Genomic DNA, 19,339 nt, shown 5'->3' on the forward strand with positions numbered 1-19,339 from the left:
GCGCGATTATATACCCTATCCCACTGTTGATGCGAGCTTACTTGCCGACTATTCCAATTAAATATTCCAGTTACATATGCCAGTTACGATAGAGTTAAATAAATCTTGCCCGAAACTCGGACGGTGCTAGGCCAACAATTTTTACAAACACTTTGCGTAAACTGCTGGCATCTTCATAGCCCAACGACAACGCTATTTGTTCAAAACTCAATGCGCTAGATTCCAACATATCGCAAGCTTTTTGCACTCGTAAACGTTGAATATACTGAACAGGCTTCAAGCCTGTGGCTTGGGTGAATTGGCGTATTAACGTGCGCTCTGATGTATGCGCCACACCAGCCAACACTTTATTGTTAAGCTTAGTGTCGTAGTTTGCCTGAATATAGTGCTGCACCGCGAGCATTGCTTGATTGCCATGATCGAATGTTGGCGTAAAACTTTGATAATACCGCTGCTCGCGCTTTCCGGTATCTACAATCAGGTACTTGCCCAGTTTCCGCATCACGTGAGGCTTGGCATATTGGCCGACTAACTCTAAGCCCAGATCTAGCCAAGACATTAACCCGCCCGCGCTGACAATATCTCCATCGTTAATCAAAATACTTTCTGACTTAACGCGAATTTGAGGATATTCACGCTGCAACTCATTAGCTAAGCCCCAATGTGTGGTGGCAGTTCTGTTCTCTAGTAAGCCTGTTTGTGCCAGTATAAAAGCACCAGCACAAGCCGAGCATAACGTGGAGCCCGCTTGATGGCTTTGTTTCAGGAAATTGAGCAGTGGCTGCCCGGCATTTAAATAATATTCGCCATCTAAATTAGGCGGCAAAATAATCACTTCGGGCGTTAAATTAAAAATACCTTTTTCGCCAGCACTCAACTCCTCTGGAGTGGCTATTTGGGCGCTAAAAGTCATTGCTAATTGCTCATCTATAATAATTTTATTCGCCAAGTTTAATAGTTCTAGCAAGCCATATACGGCACTTTGCATAGCACCTGGGTAATTGATGATCACAACTCTAATAGTTTTAGTGCGCTCAATATGACGGTTAACTTGCTTTATCTTGTTATTACCTTTATTTGTCACTTTTACCTTGTTTTATGTCATTAATGCCATGCGTAAGCCTAGCAAAGTTTCGTCAAAATAGCCTTATTGATTCAGCAGTGGCTGAACATTTACTTAAACGCTTACTTAACGAGCAAAACGAGGCTTAACATGGCAAATACAGCACTACTATTAATTGACTTTCAAAACGATTATTTTCCAACATACGAAGGGGCAAAATGGGCGCTTTCAGACACCGAAGCAGCAGCGATAAAAGCACAAACACTACTGGCACAGTTTCGTGAAAAGCAACTTCCTGTAATTCATGTTCGCCATGAGTTTCCAACCGAAGAAGCACCGTTTTTCTTACCAAATTCTGAAGGTGCGAAAATTCACCACAGCCTAGCGCCAATTGATGGCGAGCCTGTGGTACTAAAGCAGCAAATTAACAGCTTTCGCGATACCGATTTAAAAGCGCTACTCGATGAGCGCAACATTGACCAATTGATTATTGTCGGGGCAATGAGCCATATGTGTATTGATGCCGTTACCCGTGCAGCAGTGGATTTAGGCTATGACAGCCATGTCGCACACGATGCCTGTGCTACTTTAGACTTAACTTTCGAAGGTGAGACCGTACCAGCCAAACACGTTCATGCAGCTTTTATGGCGGCATTGCAGTTTGGCTACTGCAATGTTGATAGCGCAGAGAACTTGTCTAAGCTTGTTTAAGCTAATCTAAGTTGAGTTAACACCAATAGCAAAATAAGCAAGACTAATCGGCGAGAATCCAGTCTTTACCTGACTCGATTGCATCAATCGCAAAACACCTAATTTGGCACTGTAGGCTGGTACCGTAAATTGGCGCAAACAGTTTGAAGGAAGTGGAGTTGGAGACAATGGCAACTTTCGCTATTTGATGGTGGTGATTACGAATAAACGCGAGGTGCTGGCTAAAAGCTGAAAACGACTCCCAAACTGGCCAGCCCAACACACAAACCAACCCACCTTTAAGGCCACCAGCGTGGTCAATATAAGGGTCAATTTTATGGGCAGCATGAATAAAATCCTGCACGGATAGCTGCCCATCAAGTTCAAATATCACTACCCCGTAATTGGGTTGCAGTGTGACGTTAAGCATCTTACTTATTTACTTAGCAAATCATCATTGGCGAATCATTCTTAGCTAATAATCCTTGCCGAATAACCGTATTAACTATTCGCTAAGTATACGCTTATTTTCGCCAAACGCCCTGTGTTAAACCTAGCGATTTCTCTGTTTCTTCGCTGGCTTCAAACGTTGGTAAATCACCTTTTGAAAGCTGCTGTTGATAGTCTTTGGTAATTCGAATAACGACTTTTGACAACAAGAACAATGCTGTCACATTAACCACTGTCATTAAACCGGTTGCCATATCAGCAAGTGCAATCACCTGCGGCAATGACGCTGATGAACCAAATACAAGCATTGCCAAAAAGCCAATGCGTAAAAACCAGCGACCAAATGGATTATCTAACTTCAAGTACTTTAAGTTGTTATCCGCGTATGCATAATTCGCGACGATTGAAGTAAAGCCAAAGAACAAAATTGCCAGCGTAATAAATTCAGCTCCCCAGCTACCCACTTGCAATGCTAAAGCTTGCTGCGTTAACTGAATACCCATCACGCCATCAAGAGAATCGCCCGCTAGTAAAATAATAATCGCAGTACAAGTACAAATGACCATGGTATCGAAAAATACCGCTAACGATTGAATATAACCTTGTGATGCTGGGTGATGAGGCATTGGTTCAGCCGCAGCCGCAGCGTTAGGTGAACTACCCATACCCGCTTCATTCGAGTACAAACCCCGTTGAACCCCATGAATAACGGCTGCGCCAACCACACCGCTACCGGCTTCTTGCCAGCCAAATGCTGAGCCAACAATTTGCATTAGAATGGCCGGAATTTGTTCAATATTGATGGCAATGACAAACAGCGCAACGAGTACATAAGCAACGCCCATAAATGGTACTGCCAATTCGGCAAAACGCGCGATATTACGCAGGCCACCAATAATAATATAGGCCGCTAGCAAGGTGATAACGATGCCCGACATTAATGGGTCAATGCCAAACGAGCCTTGGAATGCATCGGTAATAGAATTGGCTTGTACTGAGCTAAAGACAAAGCCATAACCAAAGAATAAACACAATGAAAAGGTAATGGCGAGTTTCGGACTGTTTATCCCTTTACGCATATAATAGGCGGGACCACCGCGAAAGTTATTGTTTTCGTCTTTCTCTTTATACAGCTGCCCTAGTGCGCTTTCGGCGTAAGCGGTTGCCATACCGAAAAAGGCAATCAGCCACATCCAGAAAATCGCCCCTGGGCCACCTAAACTGATGGCGACCGCCACCCCCATTAAGTTGCCGGTACCAACGCGCGCGGCTAATGACGTACAAAGTGCCTGAAATGACGAAATACCATTTTCACTGCTATTTCGGCTCAGCTTTAACAAGCTAAACATATGCTTGAAATGACGCAATTGAATCAGCTTTAAGCGCAAGCTAAACCAAATACCACAACCTGTAAGCAAGTAAATTAACACACTGCCCCACAGGTACCCATTAATGAAGCCAACCCATTGGCTAATTAAATCGCCCATAAAAATTTCTTAAACTAACAATATATTAGCCGCTAGCTTAGCAAACTATGCCAAGCCTTGGCTAAGATGAATTTGGGATATGATGGAATCGCTTCATTTGCTTGCAAATGCCCAAATGAAAAGGCTAAGCAAATTAAAGCTATACCCATGCTATTTCAAAGTGCTTGCTTCAGTTGGAATTAAAAGCGGTTTAGGCAAGGCATTGGTTGCAGAGAATGGTAGTTCCCTTGTCAAAATCAATAACGCAGCATAAATCGCTTTTAAACCAACCCCTTGGGCGCTTCACAGGAACTCACTCTCTGCATTGCAGCTTATTGAAAGGGAGTAACCATTCCTTCAAGCTGCGCCTTGATATTGAGCCCCTGTGACAGCGCTGAAGTCAAGCATCTTGAAGTAGCATGGGTATATATACTTGGCAATAAAACTCGTACTGAGTAAAGCTCTTACTGAGCAAAGCTTTATTGCCCTTTTAAAATAAGAAGAGAATTATGCTTTTTTAACGAACTGCGCTGTTACCATCATTTCGCCAACGCCATCAACTTTACAGTCTAGCTCGTGATCTTTCTTATCCAGTACGCGGCGAACAGTGGCTTTAGTGCCAATTTTAATCACTTGTGAACTGCCTTTAATTTTAAGGTCCTTAATCACAGTCACCTTATCGCCATCAGCAAGCAACGCACCATTTGCATCTTTTACTTTGATCGCTTCTTCCTCTGCAACTTCGGCAGGATCCCACTCGTAAGCACATTCAGGGCAAATTAATAGGCTTTGATCTTGATAAACATATTCAGATTGGCATTGTGGACATGGAGGTAAAGACATGGTGTTCAACTTATATCAGGTTTTCAAAGAGGCGTATTATACTTGCTAAGCTGGTGGCAAGCGAGTGGATTACTTGATGAGTAACAAGCTGTTACTGATTAGCGCACAAAGATATATAAACATGCCTGCACAGGTTCATAAGCACTTGGCGCTTTGTGACAGGAAGTATTGTTATACTATCTCAATTTAATTAATATGTTTGCGTCATATCGCAAGCAGCTACTAGATCCCCCTAAGTAGCCAACGCATAAAAACAAAATAGGAAAAATCATGATCAAAAATCGATTGCCTAATGCGCTCTATAAAGCGCTTTCGATGGCATCACTCTTAGCTGTTGGTTCAGCATCAATGTCAGCGCATGCTGACGAAGGTATGTGGCAACCACATCAACTTCAAGAAATCAGCGGTAAGCTTAAACAAGCTGGGCTTGAGCTTGATCCAACACAAATGGAAAACTTAGACCAATTCCCAATGAATGCCATTATCAGCTTAGGTGGCTGTACGGCATCGTTTTTGTCTGAACAAGGGCTAGTAGTCACTAACCACCACTGTGCTTATGGCTCGATTCAATACAACTCAACAGAAGAGAAAAACCTGCTAGAGCAAGGTTTTGTGGCAAAATCTTTATCTGAAGAGTTGCAAGCAGCACCGGGTTCTCGTGTATACGTAACCGAGTCGCTAACTAAGGTTACAGATAAAGTTACCGGATCAATTTCGTCGTCTAATCAAGGCAAAGCTTATTTTGATGCGATAGAGAAAAACCAAAAAGCCTTGGTAGCTGAATGTGAAACCTCGCAAGATTATCGCTGTGAAGTATTTAGCTTTCACGGTGGCCTTGAGTACTTCCTTATTAAACAACTGGCAATTCGCGATGTGCGCTTAGTTTACGCACCGCCTTCTAGCATAGGTAAATTTGGAGGTGATACCGACAACTGGATGTGGCCGCGCCACACAGGTGACTGGTCTTTCTACCGCGCCTACGTAAACAAAGACGGCCAACCTGCCGATTACTCAAAAGACAACGTACCGTTTAAGCCAAAAGCGTTTCTAAAAGTGAATGCCAGCGGTGTTGAAGAAAACGACTATGTGATGGTGCTTGGTTACCCAGGTCGCACAAACCGTTACCGCACAGTGGAAGAAGTAAAGAACCAATTTACTTGGGTATACCCTACCGCCAAGCGTTACCGCGAAGAATACATTGACGTCATCAAAAACACTGCGCCTGATCAAAGCGAAGCGCGCATCAAGTACGAAAGCACGCTAGCAGGCCTTGCCAACTATGCGAAAAACTACGGCTCTATGGTCGAGAGTTTTAACAAGGGCGATATGCTTGAGCGCAAAGAAAAGGAATTAGCAGCGCTAAAAGCTTGGATTAACGCATCGAAAAAACGCCAGCGCCAATACGGTAAAACGCTAGCCGAACTTGATGAGCTGATTGCACAAGGTCAGTCACACCAAGAACGTGATTTAATCTTGGCCTATATTGCTCGCACCAATATGTACAGCGTTGCCAAACGCTTATATCGTTTAGCTCACGAAAAAAACAAACCTGATGCCGAGCGTAAAAAAGGTTATCAAGAGCGTGACATGAACCGTTTCACCCAAGCGATGAAACGAGTAAATCGACGTTACGATGCGACCGTTGATAAAGCCGTATTAGCACACTTTATCGCACAATACGCCCAGTTCCCTGCTGAGCAGCGCAACCCCGTATTTGATGAGTTTTTCGGTTTAAGCAACCATTCAAACAAGGAATTTGATGCAAAAAAACTTGCCGCTAAGCTAGATAAAATGCACAGCAACACGGAACTTGATCAAGAAGCCGTGCGTTTAGCGTGGATGAATAAGTCGGTTGAAGAGTTTAAAGCAAGCGACGATCCATACATTCAATTCGCCGTTTCACAATACGAAAATGATCGCAAACTTGAAAAGCAAGACGAAGCACTAGCTGGCCAACTGGCACAAATTCGCCCGCAATACATGGCAGCGATGATCGCCTTCAAACAATCGAAAGGTGAGCCAGTATATGCTGATGCCAACAGCTCATTGCGTATTACCTACGGTAATGTGAAAGGCTATTCACCGCAAGATGGTATTACTGCAACGCCATTTACCACGCTTGAAGGCATGTTAGCTAAGTATGTAGCTGGCGATCATGAGTTTGACTTGTTCGACAACATTCGCACCGCGATTAAGAACAAAAACTACGGTACTTACTACCGCGAAAGCCTAGGCTCAGTGCCAGTTAACTATCTATCAACCTTAGATATCACTGGTGGTAACTCAGGCTCACCAACCCTTAACGGTAAAGGTGAATTTGTTGGCTTAGTATTCGATGGCGTATACGAATCAATTATAGGCGATTGGGATTACGATGCTAAGCTAAACCGCGCTATCCACACTAGTGTGCCATTTATGCTGTGGACTATGGAAAACGTGGATAACGCACAGAATATCGTTGATGAGTTAACGATTGTTAAATAGTTAGAATGAAGATGTGGCGTAATATGGTGGCTCTATTAGCGCTGACATATCCAACCACAAAATGTTAATTAACATCAGATAGCGAAAGAGCAACCTAACTGGTTGCTCTTTTTTGTATTGCCTAAATAAGTTTTAACTTGAACAACCGGCATTATATTGTGTTTGCTATTACTTGGTAATGACGTCACACGGCTGTGTGGCAAAAGCACCTTTAGATAGAGGTATGCTTTATACAGCAATTACTCGCTCTAGAAAGCTTACTTTAGTAGCAGGCAAACTGAAGGTAGCAATGAAGGTGGTTAAGAAACCCAATAGATTTGAGCTTTTGAACTCCCCTTTTAGTTTAAACAGTTGAGCCTTTTGTTGCCTTATATAAATCAATTAAATGACATATAAAATACACCCTTTATAACTAAATATTTTAAATAAAGGTATTCATATTTCGAGAGTAATTTTCTATGTATATTGACCTTTTCTAAATCAATAAGACTAATGAAAAATAAACAATTTCTTAATTTTGAATTCACCAAAGTGGGAACTTTTTACTTGGGCGAAAGTGCATATAAGTCAAAAAATCATAATTGGAAAAGTCCCACTCAAATAAAGTTCATAAATGATGACATCGTTAATGCTGAATGTTCAACGTATCTTGTATGCCTCGGAGATCACTGCAAACAAGAACATATCCTATACGTTGGCGAATACACGAATTCACTGAAACAGCGCTGGTTAAGAAAACACAATTCGTTACCTGCAAATAAAAAACAGTGGGTCTCTTGGCACAGCGATAACTTAGATAATAATCTCAACAGGCTACTTAAAATCGTGAATGAACAACTATCAATTAAAGATGTGGATTGGGAAGCCAAAACTGCCCGAAAGAAAGAAGCGATACATGAGAACATTAGCAAGATACTGTCTGAAGTAAAAATTGGAAGCTCTAGACCAGAACTCTCTTTATGGCTTACCTATGATCCTTGGGTAAAATTGCCTAATGGTCACCAAGTCAATATAAGCCGCTCTATCGAACAAGAATTTCTCGCATCTGACTTACCTCTACCGCTGAATACTAAAGGTAGAAATAAGCCACTAAGCTCAACTATATCTGTAAAAATTTGGGCCAACTGATGACTAATAAAGAATATATATCTATGAGAGACCTTATAGATAGACACACCTATGTCATCGACGGGAGAAATGCATTTGTTGGAACCTGGTTGGCTGATAAAAAATGCTTTGTAATCGCACGATACAAAGTTGGCCCAAAGCCTCGTATCCACGTTGAAGACCATTTTGATCATGAAGATAAAGAGTTGGGTCGTATGGGCACAGCTAAGCCGATTAGAGTCATAGAGGGAATACCAGAATATATCGATGAATTAATTTTTTCTGTTAACGGTAATACAAACAATCTAACTAAAGATGCTGAAAATGACATAATCTCATATCTTGAGCCATTAGAAGCAGATAATCCTATTGAAGATGGGGTAAATACTTTAGAAGACCGTAAATAATCAGCAATTGATTTCCTCAAATACTTAAAAAGGAGGTAACGATTTAAAATTATTAATTTTTAGTATCTAAACTCTTATAACATAAAGAAACGAGGGTTAAATTTATAAAAACTAATATACCAATAGCAATAATGCCCCAAACAATAGGAGGTTTTGACTTTGGCCTTGAGGATCTAGAAACAAACAGAGACACCTATTGTGAGGTAATAAAGAAGCAAGGTTACAGAGAGCTTTTTACTCATAAAGGGCTACCAGTAGTTAAGGTTAGAGGCTCCATCGCACAATTAGACCATAAAAACAAAGCTGTATACTTTTGTTTACACCTTGGAAACCATAACAGCTATTTAGTAGATAGAACTCTAACTCAGTGTATACTTTGGCGGTCTTGTGCAACTTATACCAAAGACTTGGCAGCAAGAGTTTTCAATGACTATCTTTTGAAGCACTATACACTCCAAGCAGGTTACCTCCAAACTAAAGGTGATTACAGGTTCTGGCAGCTTAGATTACAAGAGGCTTTATCAAAAGGTTTTTATGTTTATTGCCTTGACTACCACAAGGTTAAAGTCACTATTATAGAGACAAGTGAACAGCTAGATGACCTGTTCCCTTGGATGAAAGGAAAGGCTTTAAAGCATAAATATAGACGATACGCAGTTTCGGATACGCCTATTTCATTGAGGAACTCAGTCCATAAAAAGACGTCTTTAACGCCGTCATAGGCTTTAAAAAATAGTCAATAATTTCTGCAAAACAAATCGACAAACATAAAAAAGCCTCGCTAATTTGCGAGGCTTTGGTTTTGTTAAAATGCTTTAATTGCTAATGCAAATATCGTATTAGGCTAACGCATGGACAATTTTATCAACTGATTCTTTCGCATCACCAAATAACATTTGGCTATTGTCTTTAAAAAACAGTGGGTTTTGTACACCGGCGTAACCTGTGCTCATTGAGCGCTTAAACACTACAACGTTTTTCGCGTTCCACACTTCAAGTACTGGCATACCGGCAATTGGGCTACCTGGGTCTTCACTTGCCGCAGGGTTAACCGTATCGTTCGCACCAATAACCAATACCACATCAGTATCTGAGAAATCTTCGTTGATCTCTTCCATACCTTCTACGATATCGTAAGGTACTTTCGCTTCGGCTAGTAATACGTTCATGTGGCCTGGTAAGCGACCCGCTACAGGGTGAATACCAAAGCGTACTTCAACACCTTTTGCTTTTAACTTTTGCGTCATTTCGTACACAGGGTATTGCGCTTGTGCTACCGCCATACCGTAACCCGGTGTGATGATCACTGACTTAGCGTTCGATAACATTTCTGCCACTTGCTCTGCTTGTACTTCAACGTGCTCGCCGTAGTCTTTGTCAGTATCAATGCTTACTTCAGTACCGAAACCACCAGCAATTACGCTAATGAATGAGCGGTTCATCGCCTTACACATAATGTAAGAAAGAATCGCACCTGACGAGCCTACTAATGCACCCGTAACAATCAATAAGTCGTTACTTAACATGAAGCCTGCTGCCGCCGCTGCCCAACCTGAGTAAGAGTTCAGCATTGAAACAACTACTGGCATATCAGCACCACCAATTGATGCCACTAAGTGCCAACCAAACACTAAAGCGATAGCCGTCATTAGGTATAAGGCACCGTCGTTACCACCTTCGTTGACGAACATGATCATTAGTACAAAGCTAACAACACCTGCTGCCAAGTTCATTTTGTGGCGATGAGGTAACATCAATGCCGCAGAGTTAATAAGGCCACGTAATTTACCAAAGGCAACAATTGAACCAGTGAAGGTCACCGCACCGATAAATACACCTAAGAATACTTCCACTAAGTGAATGTTTTGCTCAACACGCGCTTCATCAGATAAAGCGGTTAATAACGCTGAGCTGTCGTGCGCATCAAAGTAGCTGTTAAAGCCAACTAATACCGCAGCTAAACCAACGAAACTGTGAAGAATCGCAACCAACTCAGGCATTTCGGTCATTTCAACGCGTTTTGCTAGGCGGAAACCAATTGCGGCACCAATTACCATTGCAACGATAATGACGGTGACATTATCAACACGTGGGTCAGCAATGGTTGCCAATAAAGCAAGCGTCATACCGGCAATACCAAAGTTATTACCTTCTTGCGCTGTTTCTTGCTTACTTAAACCAGCCAGTGAAAAGATGAATAGTAATGCGGCAACGATATAAGCAGCAGTAATAATTCCAGTTGATATCATGATGTTGCCCTCCTACTTCTGGAACATTTTTAACATACGCTTGGTAACAAAGAAGCCACCAACGATATTGATTGTCGCTATCAGTATTGCAATGCCCGACAACACTTGTACAGCGAGATTGTCTGAGCCTACTTGCAATAGCGCGCCAACAACAATGATGCCTGAAATAGCATTAGTTACACTCATTAATGGCGTATGCAATGCGTGGGTAACGTTCCAAACAACGTGATAACCAACGACACAAGCGAGCACGAATACCGTGAAGTGCGCGAGGAAATCTGACGGCGCAACACTTGCTACCCAACCAAACACTAGGCCAGCAACCGCCATCATGGCGTATTTTTTCGCAGGGCTCTTTTCTTCTTCCACTTCTTCAACTGCCGCAACTGGCTTCGCAGGTTCAGGCTTAGCTGCTGGCGCGGCACTTACTTGAATTGGCGGTGGTGGGAAAGTCACTTCACCGTCGTGAACCACTAACATATTGCGAATCACTTGGTCTTCAAAATCAATCGCTAATTCACCGTCTTTTTCAGGGCAAATAAGCTTAGTTAGGTTCACTAAGTTATTGGCGTATAACTGAGATGATTGATTCGGTAAGCGCGACACTAAATCGGTGTAACCAATAATTTTGACACCTTTAACTGTGGTTAGCTTACCCGGTTGAGTAAGTTCACAGTTACCGCCACCAGCGGCAGCCAAGTCAACGATCACGCTGCCCGGTTTCATTGATTCAACCATTTCTTCGGTGATTAACTTAGGCGCTGGTTTGCCTGGAATCATCGCAGTCGTGATAATAATGTCCACTTCTTTGGCTTGCTCAGCGAACAAGGCCATTTCCGCCTCGATAAAGGCTTTACTCATTACCTTAGCGTAGCCATCGCCACTGCCGGTATCTTCTTCCTCGAAATCTAACTCAAGGAATTCCGCGCCCATACTTTCGATTTGTTCTTTTACTTCTGGGCGAGTATCAAAGGCACGTACTACCGCACCTAAGCTACCTGCTGCACCAATGGCGGCAAGGCCAGCAACACCAGCACCAATAATCATTACTTTCGCGGGTGGCAAGTTACCTGCTGCAGTGATTTGACCCGTGAAGAAACGGCCAAATTGATGTGATGCTTCAACAACGGCACGATAACCGGCGATATTTGCCATTGAGCTTAGTGCATCTAATGACTGCGAGCGTGTCATACGTGGCACCATGTCCATGGCGATAGTGGTAATATTCTTTTGCTTGAGCTTTTCAACCAATTCGCTGTTTTGCGCTGGTTGAATAAAACTGACGAGATGAGCACCTTCCTTCATTAGGCCGATTTCATCATCTGTAGGTGGGTTCACCTTGAAAATAATGTCGCTTTGCCAGACTTCGTCTTGGCTAACAAGAGTAGCTCCTTGCTCGACATAATCACTGTCATGAAAACTTGCTTTTTTACCCGCGAGTTTTTCAATAGCGACTTCAAAACCTCTTTGCTTTAACGCTTTCACCGAAGTCGGGGTAGCTGCAACGCGATTTTCCCCTTTTAACGACTCTTTTGGGATACCTATCTGCATAACATACCTTTTGTTGTTTTTATGACATAAGTGATTAGTGTTTTAACACTATTCGTTTTTTTTTCATACGACAAATTCAGAATAATGACTATTAACAAGATGATTAAAGTTACGTACACTGCTTGAAATACAATAAAAATAAGCTACTCACAGGTGATATAACAATGCGTTATCAGTTAGGTAAATTAGTTCCACTCGTCGACCAGTCATGTTTTATTGCACCCAATGCCAGTGTTATTGGCAATGTTGAGCTTAAACCCAATGCCAGTATTTGGTTTAATGTGGTGATGCGCGGAGACATGGATAAGATCACCATAGGTGAAGACAGCAACATTCAAGACGGTAGTATTTTGCATGTTGATAAAGGCTTCCCAATTGAAGTTGGCAAGCAAGTGACCGTTGGCCATAAAGTAATGCTACACGGCTGTACCATCGGCGATTTAAGTTTGATTGGCATGAACGCTGTTGTACTGAACGGCGCTAAAATCGGCAAAGGTTGTATTATTGGTGCCAACAGCTTAGTGACTGAAGGTATGGAAGTGCCCGACGGCCATTTAGCGCTAGGTTCACCCGCTAAAGTGATTAAGCCACTTGATGAAAAAACGCGTGAATTACTGATGCAATCAGCTGAGCACTATGTGCAAAATGGGCAGCGCTATACTGATGAATTAGTGGCGATTGAAGATTAGCAAATCACGCTGCTTAACTCACTGACTGAGCAAATATCAAACAACACACAATCATTTGCTCAGCCAACATTAGCTGCTTATATATCTAGCGCCACTAAAAAGCGCGATACCATATTATAGGCTGCTACCGTAGCAATAGCCTCTACCGTCTGCGTTTCGCCAAAATAGCTTGTAAGCTCATCAATTAGTGGTTGCTCAACGGCAACTTGTGTTGTCGACTGATCGGTAAGTGCTAACAACGCGTGTTCTTCTGAAGAGAATAAGTTTGGCTCAATAATATCTGCCTTTAACGCTGCCGCTTTCTCTTCACTACCTCCTGCCGCCAAATAAGCAGGGTAATGAACGTTCCACTCAAAATCCGCTTTGTTTAACACGGCAACTCTGAGCATGATCAGCTCTCGATATTCCAGTGACAAACTAAACTCTGCCCGCACACGTCCGAGCAATTCATTCCAGCCCTTTGCCAGCGGAAAGCTTTTCAATAATAACCGGTCAATGCCTATCAGCTCGCGATTAGCGCGTCGACCCTGCATTTCTGCTAGCAAGGTTGCTGGCACAGGATCACCATCTTGCCATGGTGTAATTCGTGATGATGTCATCATTACCTCAATTTCTTTCTTGATATAGTTAAGACGCTTTTTTCGCGTATTGTTGAACAAAACCAATGGCAATAAAGGATAATGCCAAGGGGATAAATGAAACCCACAGCACTACTTGCCAGCCATAACTGCTAAGCACGCCACCTGAAGCTAAAGAGCCGATAGCCGTGAGTCCAAAAATGATAAAGTCGTTAAGCGACTGAACTTTGTTTTTCTCTTCTGGTTGATGACAGCTAAGCACCATGGCAGAAGCCCCAAGAAAACCAAAATTCCAACCTATGCCTAACAAGATTAATAGCGCGTAAAAGTGATAAACACTCTCGCCCGTAAAGCCAATAAATGCAGATACTGCCGTTAGCAAAATGCCCAGTGTCGCAATTTGCACAGCGCCAAACCGCGCAATTAAATTTCCGGTAAAAAAACTTGGTGCGTACATCGCAATAACGTGCCATTGCATGCCTGTATTTGCCGCTTCTTGCGCATGACCGTGCATACGCATCGCCAGTGGTGCTGAAGTCATTAGAAAATTCATCACCAAATAAGACGCCGCGCCACATACAACCGCTGAAATAAATCGCGGTTGCACGGCAATTTCAATCAAAGAGCGCTCGCTTGATATCAAACGTACAGAAACCTTCTGTGTGTTGACTCCCCGCAATATCATTCCTGCTAACAAGGCAACCACTGCTTGGGCGATAAAAGTGATGACAAATGTTTTGTCTAAGCCAATAAATTCATCCAGGTGCATCGTGTAAGTAACTAATTGTGCACCGATAACGCCAGCGAAAATACCGCCCGCCATAACCCAAGATAAGGCTTTCGCTTGCATTGGTGTTGGCAGCCCATCGGTTACCGCAAACCGGAACGATAAAATAACTGCAGCGTACGCGCCACCAACAAAAGTGGAAAAGCAATACAGCCAAAAGCTATTGATAAGTATCGCTAATGCAGCCAATAGCCCAGTAAGTGCGCCGCAAAGGGTTCCGACTGAAAAAGCAGTTTTGCGCCCAAATTTACGTGCAATTTCACCAACAGGGAGCACAAATACCGCCATGCCAATAACGAAAAGAGAGACAGGCAATGTCGCCAATAATGGTGTTGGTGCAAGCGAGTTTCCGACAATGGCACCTGTAATAAACAAGACAACGTTATTCGCGCCTGACAGTGCTTGTGCTAGAGCTAACCTCCAAATGTTCCCTCGAAATGGCGCTAATTCTCGATTGGTATGAAGATAACGCTTCAACGCATCGACTATATGTACTTTTAGAGTTTTCATAACCTTTCACTACTTACTGATATTAGCTCTGAATACAATCAGCAACTGAAATAAAATAAACGTCATCGCCAAGCAAGAGAGAATAAATGGGTCAACCGCTAAGTTCTCTTTAAAGCTAAACGTGCCAGCTGATATTTTCTTCCAACTCATAAAATGCTGATTAGCGGCGACAACCGCGCCAAAAAACCCGATCACCGCAGCTACAAATTGCCCTAACCAGTGTTTCGGTAATGGGCTTAGCAGCACTAATCCTAATAAACCAATGACTGTGCGCTGTACACGACAATATGGGCAGACATAAACAAGCCCTGATAATTCAGCACTCCATGCCAGTATCGACACCAAAACGGCAAACAGTCCCAGCCAAGCTCTATATTTAATGTAAAAATCTAAATCTAGTAAATTCATTAACTTAACCATTAAGAAAACCTTAATCCTCTGATAACGTACCATTAATATTGGAAACTATTGACGCTGTATCATTTGTAGCGACTGTTCAACGCCTTCATAAGCTGCCTCTATCGCGCCCGCCAAATAGCCGGGAAATTGCGTCGACCATTCACTGCCAATCCCCACTAGCTTTTCTCGCCAAGCACCGTCTGATGCAGCATTTTTCGGCGCCCTTGGATGTTGATGGGTCGCACTTAAATCTTTTGCTGTTGCGGTAAAGTTATCTTGCGACCAGTCTTTTATCGCATCTGCTATTGGCGTTGCAGCCTCATCACCAAACAGCCTTACTAACTGCCTTCTGCAATGGGTGATTAACTCATCTTGATTGATGGATTGACGAACATTTGCAGGCACACCGATAAAGCCAAAAACCGCTGCTTTGCCCTTTGCACTCATGCCATCTGATAACAAATCTGCCGACGCATCGTGAATTTCCAACATAGGTCCTACCCGACTTTGTGCACTACCTGAAAGCCCTTGTTTACGCCAAAAAGGTTGTTCAAATACTGCAACATACTTGGCATGTGCCGCCATCCACGTTGATGTTGATTGCCATTGTTGTTGAAGCGCGTTAGGCAAGGCTGGGCTAAAGTCAATGGTTGCTGTTGCCAGCCTTGGGGGTAACGCCAGCAGCACTCGTTCGGCAAACAAGGTTTTATCGCTCGCCGCTTGAGCGTCAAAATAAGTAACTTTTACCGCTTCGCCTTCGGCGCTCTCTTTTCTAGCACTAACGGATTTAACACAAGTACCCAGTCGCAAATTGGCAGAGGTTAACGATGAGCTTAACGCTTGAATAAGTGAAGACATGCCACCTTTTAAACGCATTGAGGTTGGCACATTAATGTAACCATTCACCGCGTTTGGAGTTTGATTGTGCGTATGTTCTACCAGTGTTTTCCCTTGCTCATATTGAGCGAAACTGGCCAAACCAAGCTCACTAATCAACGCTGCTAATTGCGGCTGATAATCCGACCAATACCAAGTGGGTCCTAAATCAAACTGTTCGTTACCTGGCGCTGATTGCACGGTTAGGCTTTCAATTCGACCACCAAGCCACTCTCTTGCCTCTAGCAACACATAGTCAGTAATACCGTGCTGCTCAAGTAAATAAGCTGCGTATAGACCGCTTAGTCCGCCGCCGACAATGGCGATTTTAGTATGTTCTACCGATGTAATTTCACTTTCAGCCGTTGCCTTAATCACGAGTTACCTCTAATTGAGTATTTTTAAACTCACCCTGTTTTAGAAAAATTGTCGCACCATTTTTTCCCGTAACGATATCTGTTTGCTCACTGTTAGGCAGACGCAGCCAACTGCCTTTTGTGAATTCTTTTTCGTTACTGAACAAGCTGCCATCGACCACTAAAAGCTCAATAGGCTGTTCAGGCATACCGTTATCAAATATAGATTCATTCGCTTTGCGCTTTTCAAGTATTGTGACTTCACTGTCATTTTCAAAAAGCTTGCAAACAGCACGTCCGTTTTCAACTACCCAATTAGCTTTGTCTAGTGTATTAATGCGTACTGTCTCATTCTCGCAATCATCCATTTGCCAAAGCTTGACGAAAATCGCGCATCCTTGCTCACTAAATGGCTGATGCACAGAAGCAGGCGGATTACGTAAATACCAGCCTTCGGAATAATCACCTGATTCGTCAGAAAATGTGCCTGACAACACCAAAATTTCCTCACCACCAGGGTGCGAATGGCTTGGGAAGAACGACTTTGGCGCATAACGGACAATACTGGTTGCTCGTGCTTTTTCATCGCCAATTCGATCCAGCATTACACGGTCAACACCTTGCTGAGTAGAACGAGTCCAGCGTTGCTCGGTAGCTGCGGCATACGCACTTTGATTAAAGTCGGCATTGATATGCATAGATAACTCACTAGAAACAGTAAAAACGTAAGGGCGACAATTGGTTTATGATCTGTCGCCCTTTAACTTTAAGAGGGTTTAGAACGAAATCGCTGAGCTAAATTAGTTGCGACCAGCCATTACACCGCCATCAACATCCCAAACGGCGCCCGTTACCCAACTCGCCTGCTCCGACAATAAGAATACGATACTATTTGCGACGTCTTCCGGCGTGCCAACACGACCAATCGGGTGGAAACCATTAAAGCCTTGCATGGCATCGTTTACTTCTTCTTTTGGAATAAAGCCTTCGTAAATTGGTGTTTGTACTACCGCAGGCGATACCGCGTTTACGCGAATGTTATTAGCAGAAAGCTCCATCGCTAAATGCTGCGTTAACGAATGCAAACCTGCTTTCGCCATTGAATACGCCGATGATGGTGTTGCCGCAATAGCCTGTTTTGCCCACATTGAACCCACATTAACAATGGCACCAGCGCGTTTGTTCGCCACTAAGTTAGCTGCCACTTTTTGGGTGATAAAGAAAAATGCACGGTTAATGCTCATGTACTGATCGTAATCGCTACCAGCATGCTCCAAAAATGGCTTAGGGAAGAAAACACCCGCTGCGTTTACCAATAAATCAACATCGGCGTGTTTTTCGTCAATCGCGGTTAACAGAGCTTGAACGCCAGCTTCACTGGTTAAGTCGGCAGTTAATGCTTCTACGTTACCCAGTGCTGACAGCTCTTGACGTGCTGCTTCGGCTTTTTCAGCGCGATGACCAACTACCACGGCTTTGCCACCAGCTGCTAACACTTTGCGAGCGGTTTCTAAACCCATGCCGCTGGTGCCGCCAATCACTAATAATTTTTTACCTGCAAATTCGTTACTCATTTTCAATCTACCTTTTCATCTGTTTGCCGTGTTTTTGCTGTACTCTGGCTCGCCCTGAGCAATGAATTAACTAATCCGGCAAAGTTAATATTTAATGGCGCTTGCCATGTTTTACTTGCACATACGAAAAAGAAAAGCTTTTACAGTGCAACTGCTAAATAGTGTTTACCTGAAGTTGAGCTAAATTATTTTGGCAGCTAATGCCTTTAAAAAGTCAGCAACTTCGAATTCGGGTGTATTTTTCACCGATTTACTTCACTTCACAAACGAGATAATCTAACACCACGATAAAGAAAATATTTAACGCATGAAATTACCTATACATCTCAACGCACTTCGAGCATTTGAAGCGAGCGCTAGGCATAAAAGTTTTTCCGCTGCGGCAGAAGAACTCCACGTCACCTCGGCAGCAGTAGGGCAATTAGTACGCTCATTGGAAGAATGGTTAGACGCGCCATTATTTATTCGTATGAAAACCGGCAAAGTTAGGCTTATTCCCACAGAAACAGCCGAGAGAGCCCTGCCCGATATTCGCGCTGGCTTTGATAAGTTGCAGCTAGGGCTTGAGCGCCTGCAAGAGAATTCAGTTAGTGGTGTCTTAACCCTTACCGCTAGCCCTGCGTTTGCGGCTAAATGGTTATTGCCAAAACTGAATCGTTTTCAGGAAGTTTGCCCAGATACCGATGTTCGCTTGGAAACTACCATGAAACCTGTCGACTTTGCCGTGCAAAGAGTGGATATTGGCGTGCGTTACGGACGCGGCGACTGGCAAGGATTAATCGCGGAAAAATTAATGGAAGAAGAAGTGTACCCGGTGTGCTCGCCTGCCCTGTTTAAGAGAGAAAATAGCTTAAATGATGTTAATGAACTGCTGAAACAAACCTTAATTCACGACTTATCGCTAGACGAATTTACTGGCTTTCCAACATGGCAAGAATGGCTTAAACGGGCGGGCATAAAACAAAAAACAGGCGCTAAAAATATTCACATTAATAACTCCGCAGCGGTGCTACAAACTGCAATAGACGGCAGTGGTATTGCTCTGGCACGCAGTGTTATGGCACATGATGATATCGCTGCAGGGCGCTTAGTTCGCTTGTTTCCTCAAACGCATTTTGACTCACCACTTGCCTACTATATTGTTTATCGCCCTGAAAATGCCGAACTTGCCAGAGTAAAAGCGTTTAGAGAGTGGCTTTATCAAGAAAGTCGGCAAAGCACCTAATTGATATTGGCCATTAAAGCGAATAACCGAAGATA

Annotated in this window: 19 protein-coding genes; 7 read left to right on the forward strand and 12 right to left on the reverse strand. The window is 43.2% G+C overall.

Translation table 11 applies throughout. The features are described from left to right. Positions 1–94: 94 nt before the first annotated feature. Positions 95–1,084 carry a GlxA family transcriptional regulator gene (locus ACSLUR_RS10835; RefSeq protein ID WP_448554456.1) on the reverse strand — a complete coding sequence of 330 codons (990 nt, stop codon included), beginning with the start codon at positions 1,082–1,084 and terminating at the stop codon, positions 95–97. 129 nt (positions 1,085–1,213) lie between these two features. Between ACSLUR_RS10835 and ACSLUR_RS10840 the strand changes: the two genes are divergently transcribed. After that, a complete protein-coding gene (locus ACSLUR_RS10840; RefSeq protein ID WP_448554458.1) occupies positions 1,214–1,774 on the forward strand; it encodes a cysteine hydrolase family protein in 561 nt (186 codons plus the stop codon). Between the two features lie 43 nt (positions 1,775–1,817). Here ACSLUR_RS10840 and ACSLUR_RS10845 read toward each other — a convergent pair whose 3' ends face one another. The 3 genes from ACSLUR_RS10845 to ACSLUR_RS10855 form a co-directional block, all read right to left on the reverse strand. Next, complete coding sequence (locus tag ACSLUR_RS10845; protein ID WP_448554460.1) at positions 1,818–2,183, reverse strand: SpoIIAA family protein; 366 nt, start codon at positions 2,181–2,183, stop codon at positions 1,818–1,820. A gap of 94 nt (positions 2,184–2,277) precedes the next feature. Continuing rightward, positions 2,278–3,690, reverse strand: a complete 1,413-nt coding sequence (locus ACSLUR_RS10850) for an alanine/glycine:cation symporter family protein (RefSeq protein ID WP_448554462.1) — start codon at positions 3,688–3,690, stop codon at positions 2,278–2,280. Positions 3,691–4,176: 486 nt separating this feature from the next. After that, positions 4,177–4,512, reverse strand: coding sequence for a zinc ribbon domain-containing protein YjdM (locus ACSLUR_RS10855; RefSeq protein ID WP_116002415.1), 336 nt, complete (start codon positions 4,510–4,512; stop codon positions 4,177–4,179). A gap of 315 nt (positions 4,513–4,827) precedes the next feature. Here ACSLUR_RS10855 and ACSLUR_RS10860 point away from each other — a divergent pair, with 315 nt between their 5' ends. From ACSLUR_RS10860 to ACSLUR_RS10875, 4 genes are all read left to right on the forward strand, one after another. After that, positions 4,828–6,996 carry a S46 family peptidase gene (locus tag ACSLUR_RS10860; protein WP_448555095.1) on the forward strand — a complete coding sequence of 723 codons (2,169 nt, stop codon included), beginning with the start codon at positions 4,828–4,830 and terminating at the stop codon, positions 6,994–6,996. 492 nt (positions 6,997–7,488) lie between these two features. After that, entirely contained in the window at positions 7,489–8,124 is a 636-nt protein-coding gene (locus tag ACSLUR_RS10865) for a hypothetical protein (protein WP_448554464.1), read from the forward strand. Continuing rightward, positions 8,124–8,510 carry a hypothetical protein gene (locus ACSLUR_RS10870; RefSeq protein WP_448554466.1) on the forward strand — a complete coding sequence of 129 codons (387 nt, stop codon included), beginning with the start codon at positions 8,124–8,126 and terminating at the stop codon, positions 8,508–8,510. Before ACSLUR_RS10865 ends, ACSLUR_RS10870 begins: the two co-directional genes overlap by 1 nt. A 131-nt stretch (positions 8,511–8,641) precedes the next feature. Continuing rightward, on the forward strand, positions 8,642–9,232 hold the full coding sequence (locus tag ACSLUR_RS10875; protein ID WP_448554468.1) for a hypothetical protein: 591 nt from the start codon (positions 8,642–8,644) through the stop codon (positions 9,230–9,232). A 117-nt stretch (positions 9,233–9,349) separates the two neighbouring features. On the opposite strand, the gene pntB is transcribed toward ACSLUR_RS10875, so the two are convergent. Then, on the reverse strand, positions 9,350–10,756 hold the full coding sequence (gene pntB / locus ACSLUR_RS10880) for a Re/Si-specific NAD(P)(+) transhydrogenase subunit beta (protein ID WP_448555097.1): 1,407 nt from the start codon (positions 10,754–10,756) through the stop codon (positions 9,350–9,352). A 15-nt stretch (positions 10,757–10,771) separates the two neighbouring features. Next, positions 10,772–12,310 carry a Re/Si-specific NAD(P)(+) transhydrogenase subunit alpha gene (locus ACSLUR_RS10885; RefSeq protein WP_448554470.1) on the reverse strand — a complete coding sequence of 513 codons (1,539 nt, stop codon included), beginning with the start codon at positions 12,308–12,310 and terminating at the stop codon, positions 10,772–10,774. Positions 12,311–12,474: 164 nt separating this feature from the next. Here ACSLUR_RS10885 and ACSLUR_RS10890 point away from each other — a divergent pair, with 164 nt between their 5' ends. Continuing rightward, the gene (locus tag ACSLUR_RS10890; RefSeq protein WP_116008531.1) at positions 12,475–12,999 is read left to right on the forward strand and encodes a gamma carbonic anhydrase family protein; all 525 of its coding nucleotides are present in this window, start codon (positions 12,475–12,477) and stop codon (positions 12,997–12,999) included. Between the two features lie 77 nt (positions 13,000–13,076). Here ACSLUR_RS10890 and ACSLUR_RS10895 read toward each other — a convergent pair whose 3' ends face one another. The 6 genes from ACSLUR_RS10895 to ACSLUR_RS10920 all read right to left on the reverse strand — a co-directional run bounded on the left by ACSLUR_RS10895 (position 13,077) and on the right by ACSLUR_RS10920 (position 18,079). Then, a complete protein-coding gene (locus tag ACSLUR_RS10895; protein ID WP_448554472.1) occupies positions 13,077–13,601 on the reverse strand; it encodes a carboxymuconolactone decarboxylase family protein in 525 nt (174 codons plus the stop codon). A gap of 25 nt (positions 13,602–13,626) precedes the next feature. Further along, positions 13,627–14,874 (reverse strand): MFS transporter, encoded by a 1,248-nt coding sequence (locus ACSLUR_RS10900; RefSeq protein ID WP_448554474.1) that lies wholly within the window; start codon positions 14,872–14,874, stop codon positions 13,627–13,629. Between the two features lie 9 nt (positions 14,875–14,883). Then, positions 14,884–15,294 carry a disulfide bond formation protein B gene (locus ACSLUR_RS10905; RefSeq protein WP_448554476.1) on the reverse strand — a complete coding sequence of 137 codons (411 nt, stop codon included), beginning with the start codon at positions 15,292–15,294 and terminating at the stop codon, positions 14,884–14,886. Between the two features lie 45 nt (positions 15,295–15,339). Next, on the reverse strand, positions 15,340–16,527 hold the full coding sequence (locus ACSLUR_RS10910; protein ID WP_448554478.1) for a flavin monoamine oxidase family protein: 1,188 nt from the start codon (positions 16,525–16,527) through the stop codon (positions 15,340–15,342). Then, positions 16,520–17,203, reverse strand: a complete 684-nt coding sequence (locus tag ACSLUR_RS10915; protein WP_448554480.1) for a cupin domain-containing protein — start codon at positions 17,201–17,203, stop codon at positions 16,520–16,522. The genes ACSLUR_RS10910 and ACSLUR_RS10915 overlap by 8 nt, the downstream gene beginning before the upstream one ends. 102 nt (positions 17,204–17,305) lie before the next feature. Further along, a complete protein-coding gene (locus ACSLUR_RS10920) occupies positions 17,306–18,079 on the reverse strand; it encodes an SDR family NAD(P)-dependent oxidoreductase (protein WP_448554482.1) in 774 nt (257 codons plus the stop codon). A gap of 307 nt (positions 18,080–18,386) precedes the next feature. On the opposite strand from ACSLUR_RS10920, the gene gcvA reads away from it, so the two are divergent. Continuing rightward, the gene (gene gcvA / locus ACSLUR_RS10925; RefSeq protein ID WP_448554484.1) at positions 18,387–19,304 is read left to right on the forward strand and encodes a transcriptional regulator GcvA; all 918 of its coding nucleotides are present in this window, start codon (positions 18,387–18,389) and stop codon (positions 19,302–19,304) included. The last annotated feature ends 35 nt before the right edge of the window (positions 19,305–19,339 follow it).

The sequence above is a fragment of the Thalassotalea montiporae genome (assembly GCF_053485855.1).